At 73.0% G+C, this 17,171-nt stretch carries 16 protein-coding genes; 12 read left to right on the plus strand and 4 right to left on the minus strand.

Annotation, left to right across the window (positions count from 1 at the left end; translation table 11 throughout):
* The first annotated feature begins 42 nt into the window (after positions 1 to 42).
* The gene (locus ACZ5GT_RS30520) at positions 43 to 1,779 is read left to right on the plus strand and encodes an RNA polymerase sigma factor (RefSeq protein ID WP_469032548.1); all 1,737 of its coding nucleotides are present in this window, start codon (positions 43 to 45) and stop codon (positions 1,777 to 1,779) included.
* A gap of 57 nt (positions 1,780 to 1,836) precedes the next feature.
* Here the strand turns inward: ACZ5GT_RS30520 and ACZ5GT_RS30525 are convergent, their stop codons facing one another.
* The gene (locus tag ACZ5GT_RS30525; RefSeq protein ID WP_469032555.1) at positions 1,837 to 2,766 is read right to left on the minus strand and encodes a DUF3109 family protein; all 930 of its coding nucleotides are present in this window, start codon (positions 2,764 to 2,766) and stop codon (positions 1,837 to 1,839) included.
* A 71-nt stretch (positions 2,767 to 2,837) separates the two neighbouring features.
* On the opposite strand from ACZ5GT_RS30525, the gene ACZ5GT_RS30530 reads away from it, so the two are divergent.
* The 4 genes from ACZ5GT_RS30530 (at position 2,838) to ilvD (ending at position 7,568) form a co-directional block, all read left to right on the plus strand.
* Positions 2,838 to 3,770: a Ppx/GppA family phosphatase gene (locus tag ACZ5GT_RS30530; protein WP_469032559.1), complete on the plus strand. Its 933-nt coding sequence runs from the start codon at positions 2,838 to 2,840 to the stop codon at positions 3,768 to 3,770.
* A gap of 339 nt (positions 3,771 to 4,109) precedes the next feature.
* Entirely contained in the window at positions 4,110 to 4,934 is an 825-nt protein-coding gene (locus tag ACZ5GT_RS30535; RefSeq protein WP_324785526.1) for a sugar phosphate isomerase/epimerase family protein, read from the plus strand.
* Positions 4,931 to 5,536, plus strand: a complete 606-nt coding sequence (locus ACZ5GT_RS30540; RefSeq protein ID WP_469032564.1) for a TetR/AcrR family transcriptional regulator — start codon at positions 4,931 to 4,933, stop codon at positions 5,534 to 5,536. The genes ACZ5GT_RS30535 and ACZ5GT_RS30540 overlap by 4 nt, the downstream gene beginning before the upstream one ends.
* Positions 5,537 to 5,714: 178 nt before the next feature.
* Positions 5,715 to 7,568 (plus strand): dihydroxy-acid dehydratase, encoded by a 1,854-nt coding sequence (ilvD, locus tag ACZ5GT_RS30545; RefSeq protein ID WP_469032566.1) that lies wholly within the window; start codon positions 5,715 to 5,717, stop codon positions 7,566 to 7,568.
* 59 nt (positions 7,569 to 7,627) lie between these two features.
* On the opposite strand, the gene ACZ5GT_RS30550 is transcribed toward ilvD, so the two are convergent.
* Entirely contained in the window at positions 7,628 to 9,727 is a 2,100-nt protein-coding gene (locus ACZ5GT_RS30550) for a protein kinase domain-containing protein (protein WP_469032604.1), read from the minus strand.
* A 181-nt stretch (positions 9,728 to 9,908) separates the two neighbouring features.
* Between ACZ5GT_RS30550 and ACZ5GT_RS30555 the strand changes: the two genes are divergently transcribed.
* The 6 genes from ACZ5GT_RS30555 to proC all read left to right on the plus strand — a co-directional run bounded on the left by ACZ5GT_RS30555 (position 9,909) and on the right by proC (position 13,942).
* On the plus strand, positions 9,909 to 10,232 hold the full coding sequence (locus ACZ5GT_RS30555; protein WP_469032568.1) for an SH3 domain-containing protein: 324 nt from the start codon (positions 9,909 to 9,911) through the stop codon (positions 10,230 to 10,232).
* Positions 10,233 to 10,267: 35 nt separating this feature from the next.
* Positions 10,268 to 10,609 carry an SH3 domain-containing protein gene (locus tag ACZ5GT_RS30560; protein ID WP_469032570.1) on the plus strand — a complete coding sequence of 114 codons (342 nt, stop codon included), beginning with the start codon at positions 10,268 to 10,270 and terminating at the stop codon, positions 10,607 to 10,609.
* 43 nt (positions 10,610 to 10,652) lie between these two features.
* Complete coding sequence (locus ACZ5GT_RS30565; protein WP_469032572.1) at positions 10,653 to 11,153, plus strand: EamA/RhaT family transporter; 501 nt, start codon at positions 10,653 to 10,655, stop codon at positions 11,151 to 11,153.
* Between the two features lie 169 nt (positions 11,154 to 11,322).
* On the plus strand, positions 11,323 to 12,189 hold the full coding sequence (locus ACZ5GT_RS30570) for an ABC transporter ATP-binding protein (RefSeq protein WP_469032574.1): 867 nt from the start codon (positions 11,323 to 11,325) through the stop codon (positions 12,187 to 12,189).
* The gene (locus tag ACZ5GT_RS30575) at positions 12,186 to 12,977 is read left to right on the plus strand and encodes an ABC transporter permease (RefSeq protein ID WP_469032577.1); all 792 of its coding nucleotides are present in this window, start codon (positions 12,186 to 12,188) and stop codon (positions 12,975 to 12,977) included. The genes ACZ5GT_RS30570 and ACZ5GT_RS30575 overlap by 4 nt, the downstream gene beginning before the upstream one ends.
* A gap of 152 nt (positions 12,978 to 13,129) precedes the next feature.
* Complete coding sequence (gene proC, locus ACZ5GT_RS30580) at positions 13,130 to 13,942, plus strand: pyrroline-5-carboxylate reductase (RefSeq protein WP_469032580.1); 813 nt, start codon at positions 13,130 to 13,132, stop codon at positions 13,940 to 13,942.
* A gap of 37 nt (positions 13,943 to 13,979) precedes the next feature.
* Here proC and ACZ5GT_RS30585 read toward each other — a convergent pair whose 3' ends face one another.
* A complete protein-coding gene (locus tag ACZ5GT_RS30585) occupies positions 13,980 to 14,567 on the minus strand; it encodes a cysteine hydrolase family protein (protein WP_469032582.1) in 588 nt (195 codons plus the stop codon).
* Between the two features lie 75 nt (positions 14,568 to 14,642).
* On the opposite strand from ACZ5GT_RS30585, the gene ACZ5GT_RS30590 reads away from it, so the two are divergent.
* Entirely contained in the window at positions 14,643 to 15,653 is a 1,011-nt protein-coding gene (locus ACZ5GT_RS30590; protein ID WP_469032584.1) for a GlxA family transcriptional regulator, read from the plus strand.
* Here the strand turns inward: ACZ5GT_RS30590 and trpS are convergent.
* On the minus strand, positions 15,587 to 16,618 hold the full coding sequence (gene trpS / locus ACZ5GT_RS30595; protein WP_469032586.1) for a tryptophan--tRNA ligase: 1,032 nt from the start codon (positions 16,616 to 16,618) through the stop codon (positions 15,587 to 15,589). The genes ACZ5GT_RS30590 and trpS overlap by 67 nt on opposite strands.
* Between the last annotated feature and the right edge of the window lie 553 nt (positions 16,619 to 17,171).

The following is a 17,171-nucleotide window of genomic DNA, read 5'->3' on the forward strand; positions in this document are numbered from 1 at the left end:
CAGGGATGAAACCCCTGGTCTCCGACGCCTACGGTCACACGGATGATGAGCAGCAGTCCGGAGACCTCGACCCGCAGCACCGGTACGGAGACCTCGCCCCGCGTCGGTGCGGACCGGGCGCGCCGAGAGGCGCGTGACCGCGCCGCGGCGCGCGCGGTCGCGCAGCGGCAGCCCGCGCAGCCCGGGCCGCCCGCGCGCTACGAGCCGTACCTCGACGGGCTGTTCACCTACTGCCTGTCCGTGCTGTGCGACCACGACGCGGCGACGGCCGCCCTCGGGGAGGTCCTCGCCCTCGCCGAGCGCCGCCGCGGCCCCGAGGCGGCCGGGGACCGGCGGGCCTGGCTGTACGCGCTGGCCCGCTGGGCGTGCCTGCGCAAGCTCGCCGAGGCCAAGCAGAAACGTCAGAGCACGCACGCGGCGGGCCGCCCCGCGGGTCCCCGGCAGCCCGCGGCCCCGCCCGTCCCCGAAGCCGTCCAGCAGGCGCGGCGGCGCGAACTCGCCCTGCTGGCCTGGCCGGAGGCGGCCGGCACCACCCCCGAGCAGCGCGAGGCCCTCGAACTCGCCGTGCGTCACCACCTCGCCGCCCGCGAGGTGGCCGCGGTCCTCGGCACGGCCCCCGCCGCCGCCCGCGAACTGCTCGCCTCCGCCGCCTGCGAGGTCGAGCGCACCCGCGCCGCCCTCGCCGTCGTCGAGACCGGCACCTGCCCAGGTGTGGCCCGGCTCACCGGCGAGGGCCGGCTGGTGCTCAGCACGGCCCTGCGCAAGGAGCTCGTCCGGCACGTCGACGACTGCCCGCGCTGCCGCCGCGGCGCCGAACGCGCGATCCCCGGCCGCTGGCCCGGCGCCAGCGTCACCCCCGCCGAGCTGCACGTGCTCCCGGCGCCCCGCGCCGCCCTGCACGCCGCCATGAAACACTCGCCACGCGCGCGGGGCGCCGCCGCGCCCCGGTTCGACCGGCGCGGCTTCCCGATGGACCCCAGGGACCGCGCCGCCCGCCGGGACCGGCTGCGCACGCGCGCCGTCACCACCACCGTCGTCGCCACGGTCGTCGCGGCGCCGGTGTTCGCCCTGTGGGCCGCCCACCGCGGCGCCCCGGCCGGTGACGGAGCGGACGGCGCCTCCGCCGGCGCCGGCGAGGCGCACGGCCCCGGCAGCCTCGCCGGCGGGCAACCGGGCGGCGGCTACGAGAACGCCGGCAACGCGGACGCCGGTCCGGACCCCCGCTTCGGCGGGCGCGCCGGGACCGACGTCTCCGCGGAGGTCGTCGGCGTCGCCGGCGCGGGCCACAAGGGCGCCGGGCAGATCGACGTGTCGGTCCGCACCAGCGGCGACACCACCCTCATCACCCTCACCGCCACCGGCTCCGCGGTGCGCTGGTCCGCGACCACCAGGGCGCCCTGGCTGTACCTGAGCCGGACGTCGGGCATCCTCGCCCCGGGCGAGTCGGTGACCGTCAGGGTCCACGTCGACCAACTGCGGGAGCCGGCGGGGAGCTGGCGGGCGCAGGTGGCGGTGTCACCGGCCGGCGCCGTCGTCACCATCGACGGCCGCGGCGTCGCGCCCAGCCCCTCGGACCACGGCCCGAGCGGTCCCGCCGCCCCGTCCACGCCCGGTCCCGGCCCGACCTCGACGACCAGCTCGGCGCCCCCGGACCCCACCCCGAGCGACCCGCCGTCCTCGCCGGCCCCGCAGCCCACGCCCAGCACATCCACCCCGTCCGACCCGGCGGGCTCGTCCCCGCCGCCCAGCGACGGCGACCCGAGCCCGTCCACGTCCTGACCAGCCGGCCGGTCGACCCTGAGCGGATCACCGGAGCGGTCAGGCCACCGTGAGCGGTCAGCCCGCGGGTGGCGCGGGATCCGCGGGATGCGGCGCCACCAACGGCAGCCGCGCGGCCAGCCGCGCCTCGCACAGCTCCACCAGGCGGTCGTAGCCGGCCTTGCCCATCAGCTCGGTCAGCTCCGCCCGGTAGGAGACGTACACCGGCTCGCCCGCGCCGTGCGCCGAGGTCGCCGACGTGCACCACCAGTGCAGGTCATGGCCGCCCGGACCCCAGCCCCGGCGGTCGTACTCGCCGATCGACACCTGCAGCACACGCGTGTCGTCGGGCCGGTCGATCCAGTCGTACGTGCGCCGGATCGGCAGCTGCCAGCACACGTCCGGCTTGGTCTCCAGCGGCTCCCGGCCCTCGCGCAGCGCCAGGATGTGCAGCGAGCAGCCGGCGCCGCCCGGGAAGCCGGGCCGGTTCTGGAAGATGCAGGAGCCCTGGTAGGGGCGGGTCTGCCGGTCGCCGTCCTCGTCCTCGGACACCCAGCCGTTCCGCGTGCCCTCGGCGTGGTGCTGCCAGATCTCCGGGGTCAGCCGAGCCGCGTGCTCCGCGACCCGCTTCTCGTCGTCCTCGTCGGAGAAGTGGGCGCCCAGTGTGCAGCAGCCGTCCTCCGCGCGGCCCTCCTGGATGCCCTGGCAGCCGCTGCCGAAGATGCAGTTCCAGCGCGAGGTCAGCCAGGTCAGATCGCACCGGAAGACCTGCTCGTCGTCCGCCGGATCAGGGAACTCCACCCACGCGCGCGCGAAGTCGAGGCCCTTCTCGTCCGGCTCCTGGACCTTGCGCGACCTCTTCGGCGGCCTCACCCGTGAAGCGACGGCGGAACCCTCGGCGGATTCGGGTCCCGCTGCCGACTTGTCTTCTGCTGCCGACTTGACCCCTGCTGCCGACTTGACCCCTGCTGCCGACTTGTCGGCCTTTGCCTTTTTCGTCTTTGGCACCAGACCAGGGTACGGCTCTCGCGGCAGCCTCGGGGACGGAGAACCGCCCAGGTGGCAGTAGCGTTCCGTACATGAGACTCGGTGTCCTCGACGTGGGATCGAACACGGTGCATCTGTCGGTGGTGGATGCCCACCCCGGCGCGTGCCCGCTGCCCGCGCACTCGCACAAGGCGGAACTGCGCCTGGCCCAACTTCTCGACGAGGACGGGGCGATCGGCCCCGAAGGGGTCGACAGGCTGATCGCCGTCGTCCACGACGCGCTGCAGGCCGCCGAGGACAAGGGCGTGGAAGACCTCCTGCCGTTCGCGACCTCCGCCGTGCGCGAGGCCAGCAACGCCGACGAGGTCCTCGCGCGCGTGCAGCGCGAGACCGGCGTCGAGCTGCAGGTCCTCGCCGGCGCCGAGGAGGCCCGGCTGACCTTCCTCGCCGCCCGCCGCTGGTTCGGCTGGTCGTCCGGGAAGCTGCTCGTCCTCGACATCGGCGGCGGCTCCCTGGAGATCGCCTACGGCATCGACGAGGAGCCCGACGCGGCCGTCTCGCTGCCGCTGGGCGCCGGCCGACTGACCGCCGCCCGGCTGCCGGGCGATCCGCCCGCCCCGGACGCGGTGCGGGCGCTGCGCCGCCATGTGCGGACCGAGATCGCCCGGACGGTCGGCGAGTTCAGCCGCCTCGGCGCCCCCGACCACGTCGTCGCCACCTCCAAGACCTTCAAGCAGCTCGCCCGCATCGCCGGCGCCGCCCGTTCCACCGAGGGCCTCTACGTCCAGCGGGAGCTGAAGCGGGAGTCCCTGGAGGCCTGGGTGCCGCGCCTGGCCGGCATGACCACCGCCCAGCGGGCCGAGCTGCCCGGCGTCTCGGAGGGCCGCGCGGGCCAGCTGGTCGCCGGGGCGCTGGTGGCCGAGGCCGCGATGGACCTGTTCGGCGCGGAGTCGGTGGAGATATGCCCGTGGGCGCTCAGGGAGGGAGTGATCCTGCGCAGGCTCGACCACATGGGATCGGCGTGACCTCCCGCGGGGGCGCGCAGAGGTAAACCGGGGAGCCCGCGGACTCGCCCCGGCGGACCCCCGCGGACTCGCCCTGGCGGACCCCCGCAGACCCGCCCTGGGGAGCCCTCGCGGACTCGCCCTGGGGAGCCCCTGCCGATTCGCACCGGGGAGCCCCCGCGGACTCGCACCGGGGAGCCCCCGCGGACTCGCACCGGCGGACCCCTGCGGACCCGCCCCGGCGGGCCCCCGTAGACCCGCCCCGGCGAAACCCCGCCAACCCGCGTCCGCCCGTGGCGATGGCCACAACGGCGTACTGGGGCCCGGCCGCACGCACCGGCACCCCGTAACCTGTCACCCATGGCAGAGCCAGTCGTACGCATCCCGGATGCGAAGGTCGCCCTGTCGACGGCGTCCGTCTATCCGGAGTCGACGGCGACGGCCTTCGAGATCGCCGCGCGTCTCGGGTACGACGGTGTCGAGGTCATGGTGTGGACCGACCCGGTCAGCCAGGACATCGAGGCCCTGCGCAGACTCAGCGACTACCACCAGATCCCGATCCTCGCCGTGCACGCCCCCTGCCTGCTCATCACGCAGCGCGTCTGGTCCACCGACCCCTGGGTCAAGCTCCAGCGCGCCCGCGCCGCGGCCGAGAAGCTGGGCGCGACCACGGTCGTCGTCCACCCCCCGTTCCGCTGGCAGCGGCAGTACGCGCGTGACTTCGTCGACGGGATCTGGCGGATGGCGAACGAGACGGACGTCCGGTTCGCCGTCGAGAACATGTACCCCTGGCGCTACCGCGACCGCGAGATGCTCGCCTACGCCCCCGACTGGGACGTCACCAAGGACGACTACCGTCACTTCACGATCGACCTCAGCCATGCCGCGACGGCCCGCACGGACGCCATCCAGATGGTCGACCGGATGGGCGACCGGCTGGGCCACGTGCACCTCGCGGACGGCCGGGGATCGGCGAAGGACGAGCACCTCGTCCCCGGCCGCGGCACCCAGCCCTGCGCCGAACTGCTGGAGCGCCTGGCGCTCAACGGCTTCGGCGGGCACGTCGTCATCGAGGTCAACACCCGCCGGGCCATGTCCGGCGCCGAACGCGAGGCCGACCTGGCCGAGGCGCTGGCCTTCACCCGCCTGCACCTGGCGTCCGCGGTGCAGGTGCCCCGGCCGTGACCGAGGACACCTCCCGGCGCCGGGGCCGCCGTACCCGCACGGAGTCGGCCGGCACCCGCGACCGCATCCTGACGGTGGCCCGCGAGGAGTTCTCCCTGCGCGGCTACGACAAGACGTCCGTGCGCCAGATCGCCAAGGCGGCCGGCGTGGACTCGGCGCTGGTGCACCACTACTTCGGCACCAAGGAGCAGGTCTTCGCGGCGGCCATCGAGACCGCCTTCGCGCCCGCCCGCCACGCGCCGGACGCGGTCGCCGACGGCCCGCTGGACGGCGTCGGCGAACGGCTCACCCGCTTCATCTTCGGCATCTGGGAGAACCCCACGACCCGCACACCGCTGCTGGCGATCGTCCGCTCCGCCGTGAACAACGAGACCGCGGCCGGTGTCTTCCGCGACCTGGTCGCCGCGCAGCTGCTGCGCCGCATCGCCGTGCAGATCGACGTGCCGGACGCGGAGCTGCGCGCCGAACTGGCGGCCGCGCAGCTGGTCGGGTCGGCCATGCTGCGGTACGTGATCAAGGTGGAGCCGCTGGCCTCCGCGGACGTGGAGCAGATCATCGCGCGCGTGGCCCCGGTGGTGCAGGGGCACCTGACCGGGCCCTGACGGCTCCCGGCCGCGCGGTCCGGCGCAAGACACGCGTCCCGTATTCCGGACACCCCGTCCCGACACCTGGATGACCGGCGTACGCTCGACGTGGGGTCAGTACTGACCCCACACCGGCTGACAACCGACTGACTACCGACTGAATCGTCCGACGGCAGTCCTGAAGGAGCGAGCGACGATGCCCGAGCTGAGGTCCCGCACAGTCACCCACGGCCGCAACATGGCGGGCGCCCGCGCCCTGATGCGCGCCTCCGGTGTACCCGGTGCGGACATCGGCCGCAAGCCGATCATCGCCGTCGCCAACAGCTTCACGGAGTTCGTGCCGGGCCACACCCACCTCCAGCCGGTCGGCCGGATCGTCAGCGAGGCGATCACCGAGGCGGGCGGCGTCCCGCGCGAGTTCAACACCATCGCGGTCGACGACGGCATCGCCATGGGCCACGGCGGCATGCTCTACAGCCTGCCCTCCCGCGACCTGATCGCGGACTCGGTCGAGTACATGGTCGAGGCGCACTGCGCCGACGCCCTGGTCTGCATCTCCAACTGCGACAAGATCACCCCGGGCATGCTGATGGCCGCCCTGCGGCTGAACATCCCGACGGTGTTCGTCTCCGGCGGCCCGATGGAGGCCGGCCGGGCCACCCTGGTCGACGGCACGGTCCGCACGCTGGACCTGATCGACGCGATCGCCGACGCCGCGAACGACAAGATCTCCGACGAGGACATCCTCCGCATCGAGGAGAACGCCTGTCCGACCTGCGGCTCCTGTTCCGGCATGTTCACCGCCAACTCGATGAACTGCCTGACCGAGGCGATCGGCCTGTCCCTCCCCGGCAACGGATCGGTCCTGGCCACCCACACGGCCCGCAAGCAGCTCTACGTCGCCGCGGCCCGCACGGTCATGGACATCACCCGGCGCCACTACGAGCAGGACGACCACACGGTCCTGCCGCGCTCCATCGCCACCTTCGCCGCCTTCGAGAACGCGATGGCCCTCGACATCGCGATGGGCGGCTCCACGAACACGATCCTGCACCTGCTGGCCGCCGCCCAGGAGGCGGGCGTGCCGTTCGGTCTGGAGCAGATCGACGCGGTCTCGCGCCGCGTGCCGTGCTTGGCGAAGGTGGCGCCCAACGTCGCGAAGAGCCGCACGTACTACATGGAGGACGTGCACCGCGCCGGCGGCATCCCCGCCCTGCTCGGCGAACTGCACCGCGCGGGCCTGCTGAACGAGGACGTGCACTCCGTGCACAGCCCGTCGCTGGCCGACTGGCTGAAGACGTGGGACGTGCGCGGCGGCTCCCCCTCTCCGGAGGCGGTCGAGCTGTGGCACGCGGCCCCGGGCTGCGTCCGCTCGGCCGAGGCGTTCTCCCAGTCCGAGCGCTGGGAGGCGCTGGACGAGGACGCCGAGAACGGCTGCATCCGCTCCGCCGAGCACGCGTACTCCAAGGACGGCGGCCTGGCGGTTCTCAAGGGCAACCTGGCGGTCGACGGCTGCGTCGTGAAGACGGCCGGCGTCGACGAGTCCATCTGGACCTTCGAGGGCCCCGCGGTGGTGTGCGAGTCGCAGGAAGAGGCCGTCGAGAAGATCCTCAACAAGCAGGTGACGGAAGGCGACGTGGTCGTCATCCGCTACGAGGGCCCCAAGGGCGGCCCCGGCATGCAGGAGATGCTCTACCCGACGTCGTTCCTCAAGGGCCGCGGCCTCGGCAAGAGCTGCGCGCTCATCACGGACGGCCGCTTCTCGGGCGGCACGTCGGGCCTGTCGATCGGCCACGCTTCCCCCGAGGCGGCGTCCGGCGGCACGATCGCCCTGGTCGAGGACGGCGACCGCATCCGCATCGACATCCCCGGCCGCACCATCGAGCTCCTGGTCGACGACGCCGAGTTGGCCCGCCGCAAGGAGGCGCTGGGCGGCGCGTACGCCCCGCGCGACCGCGACCGCAAGGTCTCGGCGGCTCTCCGGGCCTACGCGGCGATGGCGACCAGCGCGGACAAGGGCGCGGTGCGCGACGTGACGAAGCTGGGCTGACCCCGCCCGACACCGGGGCCGCTCCCTCCGGGGGCGGCCCCTTCGCCGTCCCCGCCCGCCTACCAGGCCGCCGGATCCCGCGAGTCGACGGCGAAGACGGTGCCGTCGGGGGCGGCGGCGTAGATGCGGGGGGCGGCGGGCTGGGGGGTGGGGAGGGCGGCCACGAAGGCGTCCGCGCGGGAGCTGAGCCGCGGCCGGGTCTGCCCGAGCAGCTTCCCCTTCGCCGCGTCCAGCCCGAGCAGCCGTCCGTCGGCGGCACTGAAGTACACGCGACGGCCGTCGACGACCGGTGCCGAACCACGGCTCACGGATGTCTCCACCGACCACAGCTGCCTGCCGGCATCCGTGTCGACCAGCGTCAGGGAACCTCCGGTCCCCAGCAGACAGACCAGCTTCCCGCGCACGGTGGCCTGCGCCTGATCGAGCGGTACGGTCAGCGGCACGCGCCGCGTGACCCGCGACTTCGGTTCGTAGCGGACCACCGCGCTCGCCGTGTCCACGTCGTTGCCACCGGCCAGCAGCACCACGCTGTCGCCGGTGACGCCGGCGATCGTCAGCCGGCCGTCGAGCCACGCGCTCCAGCCCTTCCGGCCGGTGGCGGCATCGACCGCCGTGACCCTGGTCCGCGCCCCGTCGGCAGACGGGCTCGCGGCGAAGGCCCAGCGGCTGTTGGGGAACGACACGAAGTACGGCTCGTCCAGCCCGGTTATCCGCCGGCTCCACTCGGTCGCCCCCGACAGGCTGTCCACGCCGGTCACCTTCCCGTCCGAACCGGTCAGCAGCAGCGTGCCGCCCGCGTAGCGGACGCTGCGGTAGGCCGAGACGTCCCGTGTCCATTGCACCTTGCCCGATGACGGATCGAGCGCTTCCACGCGCTTCCCGGCATGCGTGAGGACGTGCACCAGGCCTCCTGAGAGGACCGGTGACATGTCGGGAACGTCATCCCCGACGAGGCGGTGCCGCCACCGCACGCTCCCGTCGTCGGGGTCGAGGGCGGACAGCAGGCCGGGTTGGGCACACAGCAGCAGCCGCGTCCCGTACGTGCAGCGGGGCAGGCCGCTCGCCGTGCCCGCCGGCTTCGTCGCCCAGGGACTGAACGGGGACGGCGACCCGGCGCCCGTCCTGCCCGGTGCTCCGCCACCGCCGTCCAGCAACCGTGCCGAGGCGAACCCGCCGCCCGCGACCAGGGCCAGGGCCAGGGCGGCCAGGAGCGCCGTCCGCTTGCGGCGACGCCCTCTCGCCGGCCGGGGCGGCGGCTCCTCGGGTTCCGGCGTCGGACGCGGCGCGTCCGACGCCCGCTGCGCCGGTATGAACGCCTGGGTGTCGTACGAGGCCGACACCGACCGCAGTTCCCGCATCAACTCGTCGGGCGTCGGCCGGTCCTCCGGCTCCTTGGCCAGGCAGCGCAGGACGAGCGGCGCGAGGTTCTCCGGTACGCCGGTCAGGTCGGGCTCGTCGTGCACGACCTGGTAGGCGACGACATAGGGGCTGTCGGAGTCGAACGGCCCGCGGCCGGTCGCCGCGTGCACCAGCACCGACCCCAGCGCGAAGACATCGGCGGCGGGCCCCACCTCCCGCGGGCGGCGGAACTGCTCGGGCGCCATGAAGGGCGGCGTGCCGATCAACTTGCCCGTCTCGGTGCGCAGTTCGCTGTCCTTCGGCCGGGAAATGCCGAAGTCGATGACCTTCGGGCCGTCCTCGGCGAGCAGCACGTTGCTCGGCTTCAGGTCCCGGTGGACGACGCCGACCCGGTGGATGTCGCGCAGGGCTTCGGCCAGTCCGGCCATCAGACGGCGCAACTGGGCGGGAGCCATGGGCCCGTTCCGCTTGACGTGCTCTGACAGGGTGGCCCCCGGAATGAACACGGTGGCCATCCACGGCCGTTCGGCCTCGGGATCGGCGTCGACGACGGACGCGGTGAAGGCGCCGCTGACCCTGCGGGCCGCGCTGACCTCCTGCCGGAAACGCCCCCTGAACTCAGGGTCCTTGGCGAACTCGGCGTGCACGACCTTCACCGCGAGCTTCATGCCCGAGGTGGAGCGGGCCAGGTGGACGACGCCCATGCCGCCCGAGCCGAGGCAGGACTCCAGAAGGTAGTGACCGGCGTACTCGGGCAGTTCCGCTTCCGTACCCGCTCCGGTGTTCCGCTGCGGCGCCATGGCACCACCCCCGTGCTGTTCGTCCATGCGCGCGACGCACGGAGCCTAGTCGATGACTCGTACGAGACAGAGGCGGCTTGCTAGCGTTCGCGTGCCAGTCGCATACGCGCGTTTCATGGCGCGTTTCACGGGTATCAACGGGGCCCCATGGCACGCATGGGGTTGAACGGGGGAGTTTTGCATGTCTGTTGACAGCGTCGCAGAGGCCGAGGGCGGCGAGGAGAAGGCCGTCATGGCGACGACCGCGTCGGCATCCGTGACCTACTATCCGGTGGCTCCGGGTGTCCGGCTGAACGTCCGCAGCGGTCCCGGCACCAGCTACCCGATCGTCAAGGTCTTGCCCGAAGGGACCCGAGTGGGGATCCTCTGCCAGACGCCGGGCACGACGGTGTCGGGCTACTACGGCACGTCGAACATCTGGGACTGCATCGGCAGCGGCGAGTACGTCTCCGACACCTACGTGAACACCGGCAGCGACGGCTACATCCGCCCGCGGTGCGGCTGATCCCGACCGACCACACCACTACCCGGGGGACATCCATGACTTCCCGCAGACGCAGATCCATCCTGCTCGCCGGCGCCGCCGGAGCCTTCCTCATGGTGACGGCGGCTCCGGCGACCGCTTCGGCCGCAACCCTGTACTACCCGATCGCGCCCGGCGTCCAGCTGAACGTCCGCAGCGGTCCCGGCACCAGCTACCCCCTGGTCCGGGTGCTGCCGGAGGGATCCCAGGTACCGATCTTCTGTCAGAGGCCGGGCACGACGGTGTCGGGCTACTACGGCACGTCGAACATCTGGGACAACATCGACAACGGCGAGTACGTGTCGGACACCTATGTGAAGACGGGCAGCGACGGCTACGTAGCCCCGCGCTGCGCCTGAACCCACCCGGAGCCCGCGCCCGCCCCCGGGCCATAATCGTCACGTGAGCGACGAAACCGGCCCCCAGGGCAGCGCGGGCTCCGCGGCTCCCCGCCCGGAACCCCTCCGCTTCTTCGGCACCACCTGGGTGGACCACGACCACGGCTACGGCCTCCGCCGCACCGGCGCGGCCGTCGGATCGCTCGCCGCCGCCGTCGCCTCCTGCCTCGTCCTGCGCTTCGCCTACGAGGGCCTCCAGATCGCCGACTCCGGTGCCTTCGTCACCGTCATGGTGGTCGCGATGTTCGCGATCTGCAGTGCGCTGGCCTTCCGGCACACCTGGGACGGCTTCGGCGCCCGGCCCGACCCGCAGCGCCAGGCGTCCCTGCGTGGCCTCCTCGCCATCGGCTTCGTCGGCTCCCTCCTCGCCTACTTCTTCCGCTCCCTCACCGAGGCCCCCGGCGAGAAGCTCCACCGCCAGGAGTACGAGGCGGCACTCGCCCGGCACGCCAAGCGCGGCACCCGCCGCACGGGCAACCCGTCCAAGAAGCGCCGCCGCGCCTGACACGGCCCGCCCCGCCCGCCACACCCGCCGGCCCGGTCGGCACGGCCGTACCGTGCCCCTCCGGCCGTCGGCCGGCCCTCACGCCTGCCCGCTGCCCGCTGCCCGCTGCCCCAGACGGTCGTTCGGGTTCCGCTTGACAGGCCCGACGGACGGGAGGATTGTTCAGCACATGATGAATATAAGTCGCGGCGACGCCGACACCCCCGACCCCGAACCGGACCCGGACCCCGGAGCCGCACCCGCCGCGCAAGCCATACCCGCCCCGCAGGCCACCCCCGCCCCCGCCGTGCGCGCCGAGGGCCTCTCCGTGGTCCGCGGCGCCCGCACGGTCGTGCGCGGCATCGGTTTCACCGTCCCGCGCGGCCAGGTCACCGGCCTGCTCGGCCCGTCCGGCTGCGGCAAGACCACCCTCATGCGGGCGATCGTCGGCACCCAGGCCAAGGTCACCGGCACCCTGGAGGTCCTCGGCCGACCCGCCGGCCACCCCACCCTGCGCACCCGCATCGGCTACGTCACCCAGGACCCGTCCGTCTACGACGACCTGTCCGTCCGCCAGAACCTGGACTACTTCGCCGCGGTCCTCGCCCCCGGCACGCCGGCCCACGACCGCCGCCGGGACGTCGACCGGGTCCTCGCCGAGGTCGACCTCACCAGCCACGCCGACGCGCTCGCCCGCAACCTCTCCGGCGGCCAGCGCAGCCGCGTCTCCCTCGCGGTCTCCCTCCTCGGCCGTCCGGAACTCCTCGTCCTCGACGAGCCCACCGTCGGCCTGGACCCGGTCCTGCGCCGCGACCTGTGGAGCCTCTTCCACCGCATCGCCGCCGAGCGCGGAGCCACCCTCCTCGTCTCCTCCCACGTCATGGACGAGGCCGAACGCTGCCACCGCCTCCTGCTCATGCGGGAGGGCGAGATCCTCGCCGACGACACCCCGGACGCCCTGCGCACCCGTACCGGCTCCGACACCGTCGAGGAAGCCTTCCTGCACCTGGTCGACAAGGCGGCCGCCGCCGCCCGCCCGAAGGAGACCACCGCATGAGCACCACGCCCACCACGCCCCCGGCGGCGAAGCCGGTACCCACCGGCGCGCTGAACCTGCACCGCACCACCGCTACCGCGACCCGGGTCCTGCGCCAGCTGCGCCACGACCCCCGCACCATCGCCCTGATGATCCTGGTGCCCTGCCTGCTGCTGTTCCTGCTGCGCTTCGTCTTCGACGGCAGCCCGCGCACCTTCGACAACATCGGCGCCTCGCTCCTCGGCATCTTCCCGCTGATAACGATGTTCCTGGTGACGTCCATCGCCACCCTGCGCGAACGCACCTCCGGCACCCTCGAACGCCTCCTCGCCCTGCCCCTGGGCAAGGGCGACCTGATCGCCGGCTACGCCCTCGCCTTCGGCATCCTCGCGATCATCCAGTCCGCCCTGGCCACCGGCCTCGCGGTCTGGTTCCTCGGCCTGGACGTCGTCGGCAGTCCCTGGCTGCTGCTGCTCGTCGCGCTGCTCGACGCCCTGCTGGGCACCGCCCTCGGCCTCTTCGTCTCGGCGTTCGCCGCGTCCGAGTTCCAGGCGGTCCAGTTCATGCCGGCCGTGATCTTCCCCCAGCTCCTCCTCTGCGGCCTGTTCACCCCCCGCTCCAACATGCACCCGGTCCTGGAGGGCATCTCCGACGTCCTGCCCATGTCCTACGCCGTCGACGGCATGAACGAGGTCCTCAAGCACACCGACATGACCGCCACCTTCGTACGGGACGTGCTGGTCGTCGCCGGCTGCGCGGTGCTGGTCCTCGGCCTGGGCGCGGCGACCCTGCGCCGCCGGACGACCTGACCGGCCGCACCCGACCGCCCGCCCCGCACCTCACTGCCCGCACCCGCACCCGCCTTCGCGCCCACGTCCGCCCACCGGACACGCACCCCGCACGACGATGCCCGATGCGAGGATGACCCCGGACGACGCAACCCTCGGAGGGCACCCCAGCCATGACGCAGAAAGTCGCAGTCCTCGGCACCGGCAAGATCGGCGAAGCCCTGCTCAGCGGAATGATCCGCGGCGGCTGGGCCCCGGCCGACCTCCTGGTCACCGCCCGCCGCCCGGAGCGGGCCGAAGAACTCCGCGCCCGCTACGGAGTCACCCCGGTCACCAACCCGGAGGCGGCCAAGAGCGCCGACACCCTGATCCTCACCGTCAAACCGCAGGACATGGGGACCCTCCTCGACGAGCTCGCCCCGCACGTCCCCGCCGACCGCCTGGTCATCAGCGGCGCCGCCGGCATCACCACGGCCTTCGTCGAGGACCGCCTCGCCGCCGGCGTCCCGGTCGTCCGCGTCATGACGAACACGCCCGCTCTCGTCGACGAGGCCATGTCCGTCATCTCCGGCGGCAGCCACGCCACCGCCGACCACCTGGCCCACACCGAGGAGATCTTCGGCGCCGTCGGCAAGACGCTCCGCGTCCCCGAGGCCCAGCAGGACGCCTGCACCGCCCTCTCCGGCTCCGGACCGGCGTACTTCTTCTACCTCGTCGAGGCCATGACCGACGCCGGCATCCTGCTCGGGCTGCCCCGCGACAAGGCCCACGACCTGATCGTCCAGTCCGCGATCGGCGCCGCCGTCATGCTCCGCGACAGCGGCGAGCACCCCGTCAAGCTCCGCGAGAACGTCACCTCCCCCGCGGGCACCACCATCAACGCCATCCGCGAACTCGAGAACCACGGCGTGCGCGCCGCCCTCATCGCCGCCCTCGAAGCCGCCCGCGACCGCAGCCGCGAACTCGCCTCCGGCAAGAAGGACTGACGGGGACCGACACCCTCCGGGGGCGGCTCCCCGGCGGTCATCCCGCCGCGTCCACGACCTCCTTCGTGGTCACCACCCGCGCGAAGCCGCCCCCGTGCAGCGACACCGCCGACGTCTGCGCCACCTCGTCGGCACTCCGCCGCCAGCCGAACGGCCCCTCCAGGTCGAACGTGTACGTCGCGTCGTACGGGAAGACCACGTCGTACCCGAGGTTCCCGCCCATCCGGGCCGTCGTCTCCACGCACATGTTGGTCTGGATCCCGGCCACCACGAGCTGCGAGACGCCCGCCTCCCGCAGCCAGGCGTCCAGATCCGGCGCCCCGTAGAAGGCGGAGTTCACGCTCTTCGTGACCAGCAGCTCCGCCCCGCCGGCCCCCTTGCCGCGCCGCTGCTCCACGTAGTCCTTGAAGTCGTTGCCCGCCTGCCCCGGCCGCAGCGGCGACTCCGGACCGACGGAGTCGTGGCGCACGAACACCACCGGCCGCCCCGTCGACTGCCACGCGTCGATGAGCGAGGCGATGTTGTCGTCGGCCCCGGGATTGTTCCGCGGCCCCCAGAAGCCGGCGTCCTCGAAGCCCTGCTGTACGTCCACGACCACCAGGGCCGCGTTCTCTGCGATGTCCATGCCCATGATGCTGCCGCGCCGCCCCCTGCCGTCCCAGCGGCGCGGAAGTCAGCGATCGATGGTTTACTGCCACCCATGGCCACTGCCCCGAGTGCCCACCGGGTCGCCCTCGTCGCCTTCCCCGGCATCCGCGCCTTCGACGTCGCCGTCATCACCGAGGTGTGGGGCACCGACCGCACCGACCGCGGCGCCCCCGCCTTCGACCTGCGCCGCGTCGCCGCCGCTCCGGCCCCCGTCCCGATGCGCGGCGGCCTCACCCTCCTGCCCGAGCGCACCCTCGCCTGGCTCTCCCGCGCCGACCTGATCGTCGTCCCCGGCCTCGACGACCACCTCACCCCCGCACCCGCGCCCGTCCTCGACGCCCTCCGTCGCGCACACGCCCGCGGCACCACCGTCGCCGCCCTCTGCGGCGGCGCCTTCACCCTCGCCCAGGCCGGCCTCCTGGACGGCCACCGAGCCGTCACCCACTGGAACCTCGTCGACCTCCTGCGCGCACACCACCCCCGGGTCACCGTCGTCCCCGACGCCCTCTTCATCGAGGACGACGGCATCTGGACCTCCGCCGGCACCGCCGCCGGCATCGACCTGTGCCTGCACCTGGTCCGCCGGGCGCACGGCGCGGAGGCGGCGGCCACCATCGCCCGTTCGATGGTCACCGCCCCCTTCCGCACCGGAACCCAGGCCCAGTTCATCGAGCAGCCCACCCCGCGCGCGGACCGCGACGCCGACGCCCTCGCCGCCGTACGCGAACACGCCCTGCGCCGGCTCCACGAGCCCCTCACGGTCGCCGAACTGGCCGCGCACGCGGGCATGTCACCGCGCAGCTTCGCCCGCCACTTCACCGCGGCCACCGGCACCACCCCGCTGCGCTGGCTGCTGGACCAGCGCCTCGCCGCCGCCCAGAAACTCCTCGAACGAACCGACCTGCCCATGCCCGAGGTGGCCCGCCGCGTCGGCTTCGGCAGCGAGGTCACGATGCGCCAGCACTTCGCATCGCGCCTCGCCACCAGCCCGCGCGCCTACCGGGCGGCGTTCGGCGCCGGATCAGCGTCGGAGACGGCCGGCAGCAGTCCGATGGCGCGATAGGCGGCGTCCACGATCGGCCGCGCCATCGCCCGGGCCCGCTCCGCGCCGTCCCGCAGCACCCCGTCCACGTACCCTGGATCCGCGCACAACGCCCGGTGCCGCTCCCGCAGAGGCCCGAGCACCTCGACGACGGCGTCGGCGGTGTCCTTCTTCAAGGCGCCGTACGACGCGTACGAACCGCCCAGCTTCTCCGGATCCCCGCCGGTGCAGGCCGCGAGGATCTCCAGCAGGTTCGCGACACCGGGCCGTTCCGCCCGGTCGTAGACGACGTCCTGCCCGCTGTCGGTCACGGCCCGCATGACCTTCTTGCGCACCACGTCCGGCTCGTCCAGCAGGTAGACGATTCCCGGCCCCGCGTCGTCGCTCTTGCCCATCTTCGACGTCGGGTCCTGGAGGTTCATCACCCGCGCGCCCACCGCCGGCGGCGTCGCCTTCGGCACCGTGAACGTGTGGCCGTAGCGCTGGTTGAACCGCACCGCCAGATCCCGCGTCAGCTCCACATGCTGCGTCTGGTCGTCACCCACCGGCACCTCGTCCGCCCCGTAGGCCAGGATGTCCGCCGCCATCAGCGCCGGATACGTCAGCAACGACAGCCGCACGCTCCCGCCCCGCGCCCGCTCCCGCGGGGCTTTCTCCTTGTACTGGACCATGCGCCGCATCTCTCCGTCGGTCGCCACACACTCCAGCACGTACGACAGCCGCGTGTGCTCGTCGACGTGGCTCTGCACGAACACGGTGCACAGCTCCGGATCCAGCCCCGACGCCAGCAACAGCGTGGCCGCCTGCCGACTGAGCCTGCGCACCCGCGCCGGGTCGTGGTCGACGGTCAGCGCGTGCAGATCGACGATGCAGAACAGCGCGTCCGCCTCGTGCTGGTCCACCGCGGCCCACCGCCGCATGGCACCCAGGTAGTTCCCGAGCGTCAGGTGCCCGGTCGGCTTGACCCCGCTGAAGACTCGCGTCATCCCTCTTCCACCTCCTGGTCGAGGCCGCCGGCTCCGGCGGCCCGCCCTCAGGAGTCCTGGAGGGAGATACGAGAACGGCCGCCGAAGCGGCGGCCGTGGGTGCGTACGTGACTGCGGCCGCCGTCAGGCGGCCCACCAGAACTGGTTGCACGTACGCGTCGTCATGCCCCTCAGAGTACGCCTCCCGCCCCCTCCACCAGGCAGCTTCGGGGGTGTCCGAACCGAAGTTGACACCGTGCGAGCCGGTCCGTACTGTTCTCCGAGTTGTCCGACGTGAGCGTCGACTCCGGTCGGTCCCCGGACAGCCATTCCGCAGTACCAACCAAGCCCGGCGATCTGTCGATGATTCGATCTGTCGCCGTGTCTTCGGCGTGCGTATTCGCGAAATGAGGAATCCGCGTCCGAAAGGCCGCAGCCCCCGATTAGCTCGGGAGCGAGGAATCCGCTAAAGTCTCACTCGTCGGAACGGCCCAACGGCCGGGAAGACAACTCCCGCTGACTGGGAATCAGACGCCGAAAGGATCTGGTAAAGTCGGAAGCGCCGGAAAGGGAA

It is taken from the genome of Streptomyces sp. NPDC031340 (assembly GCF_055569945.1).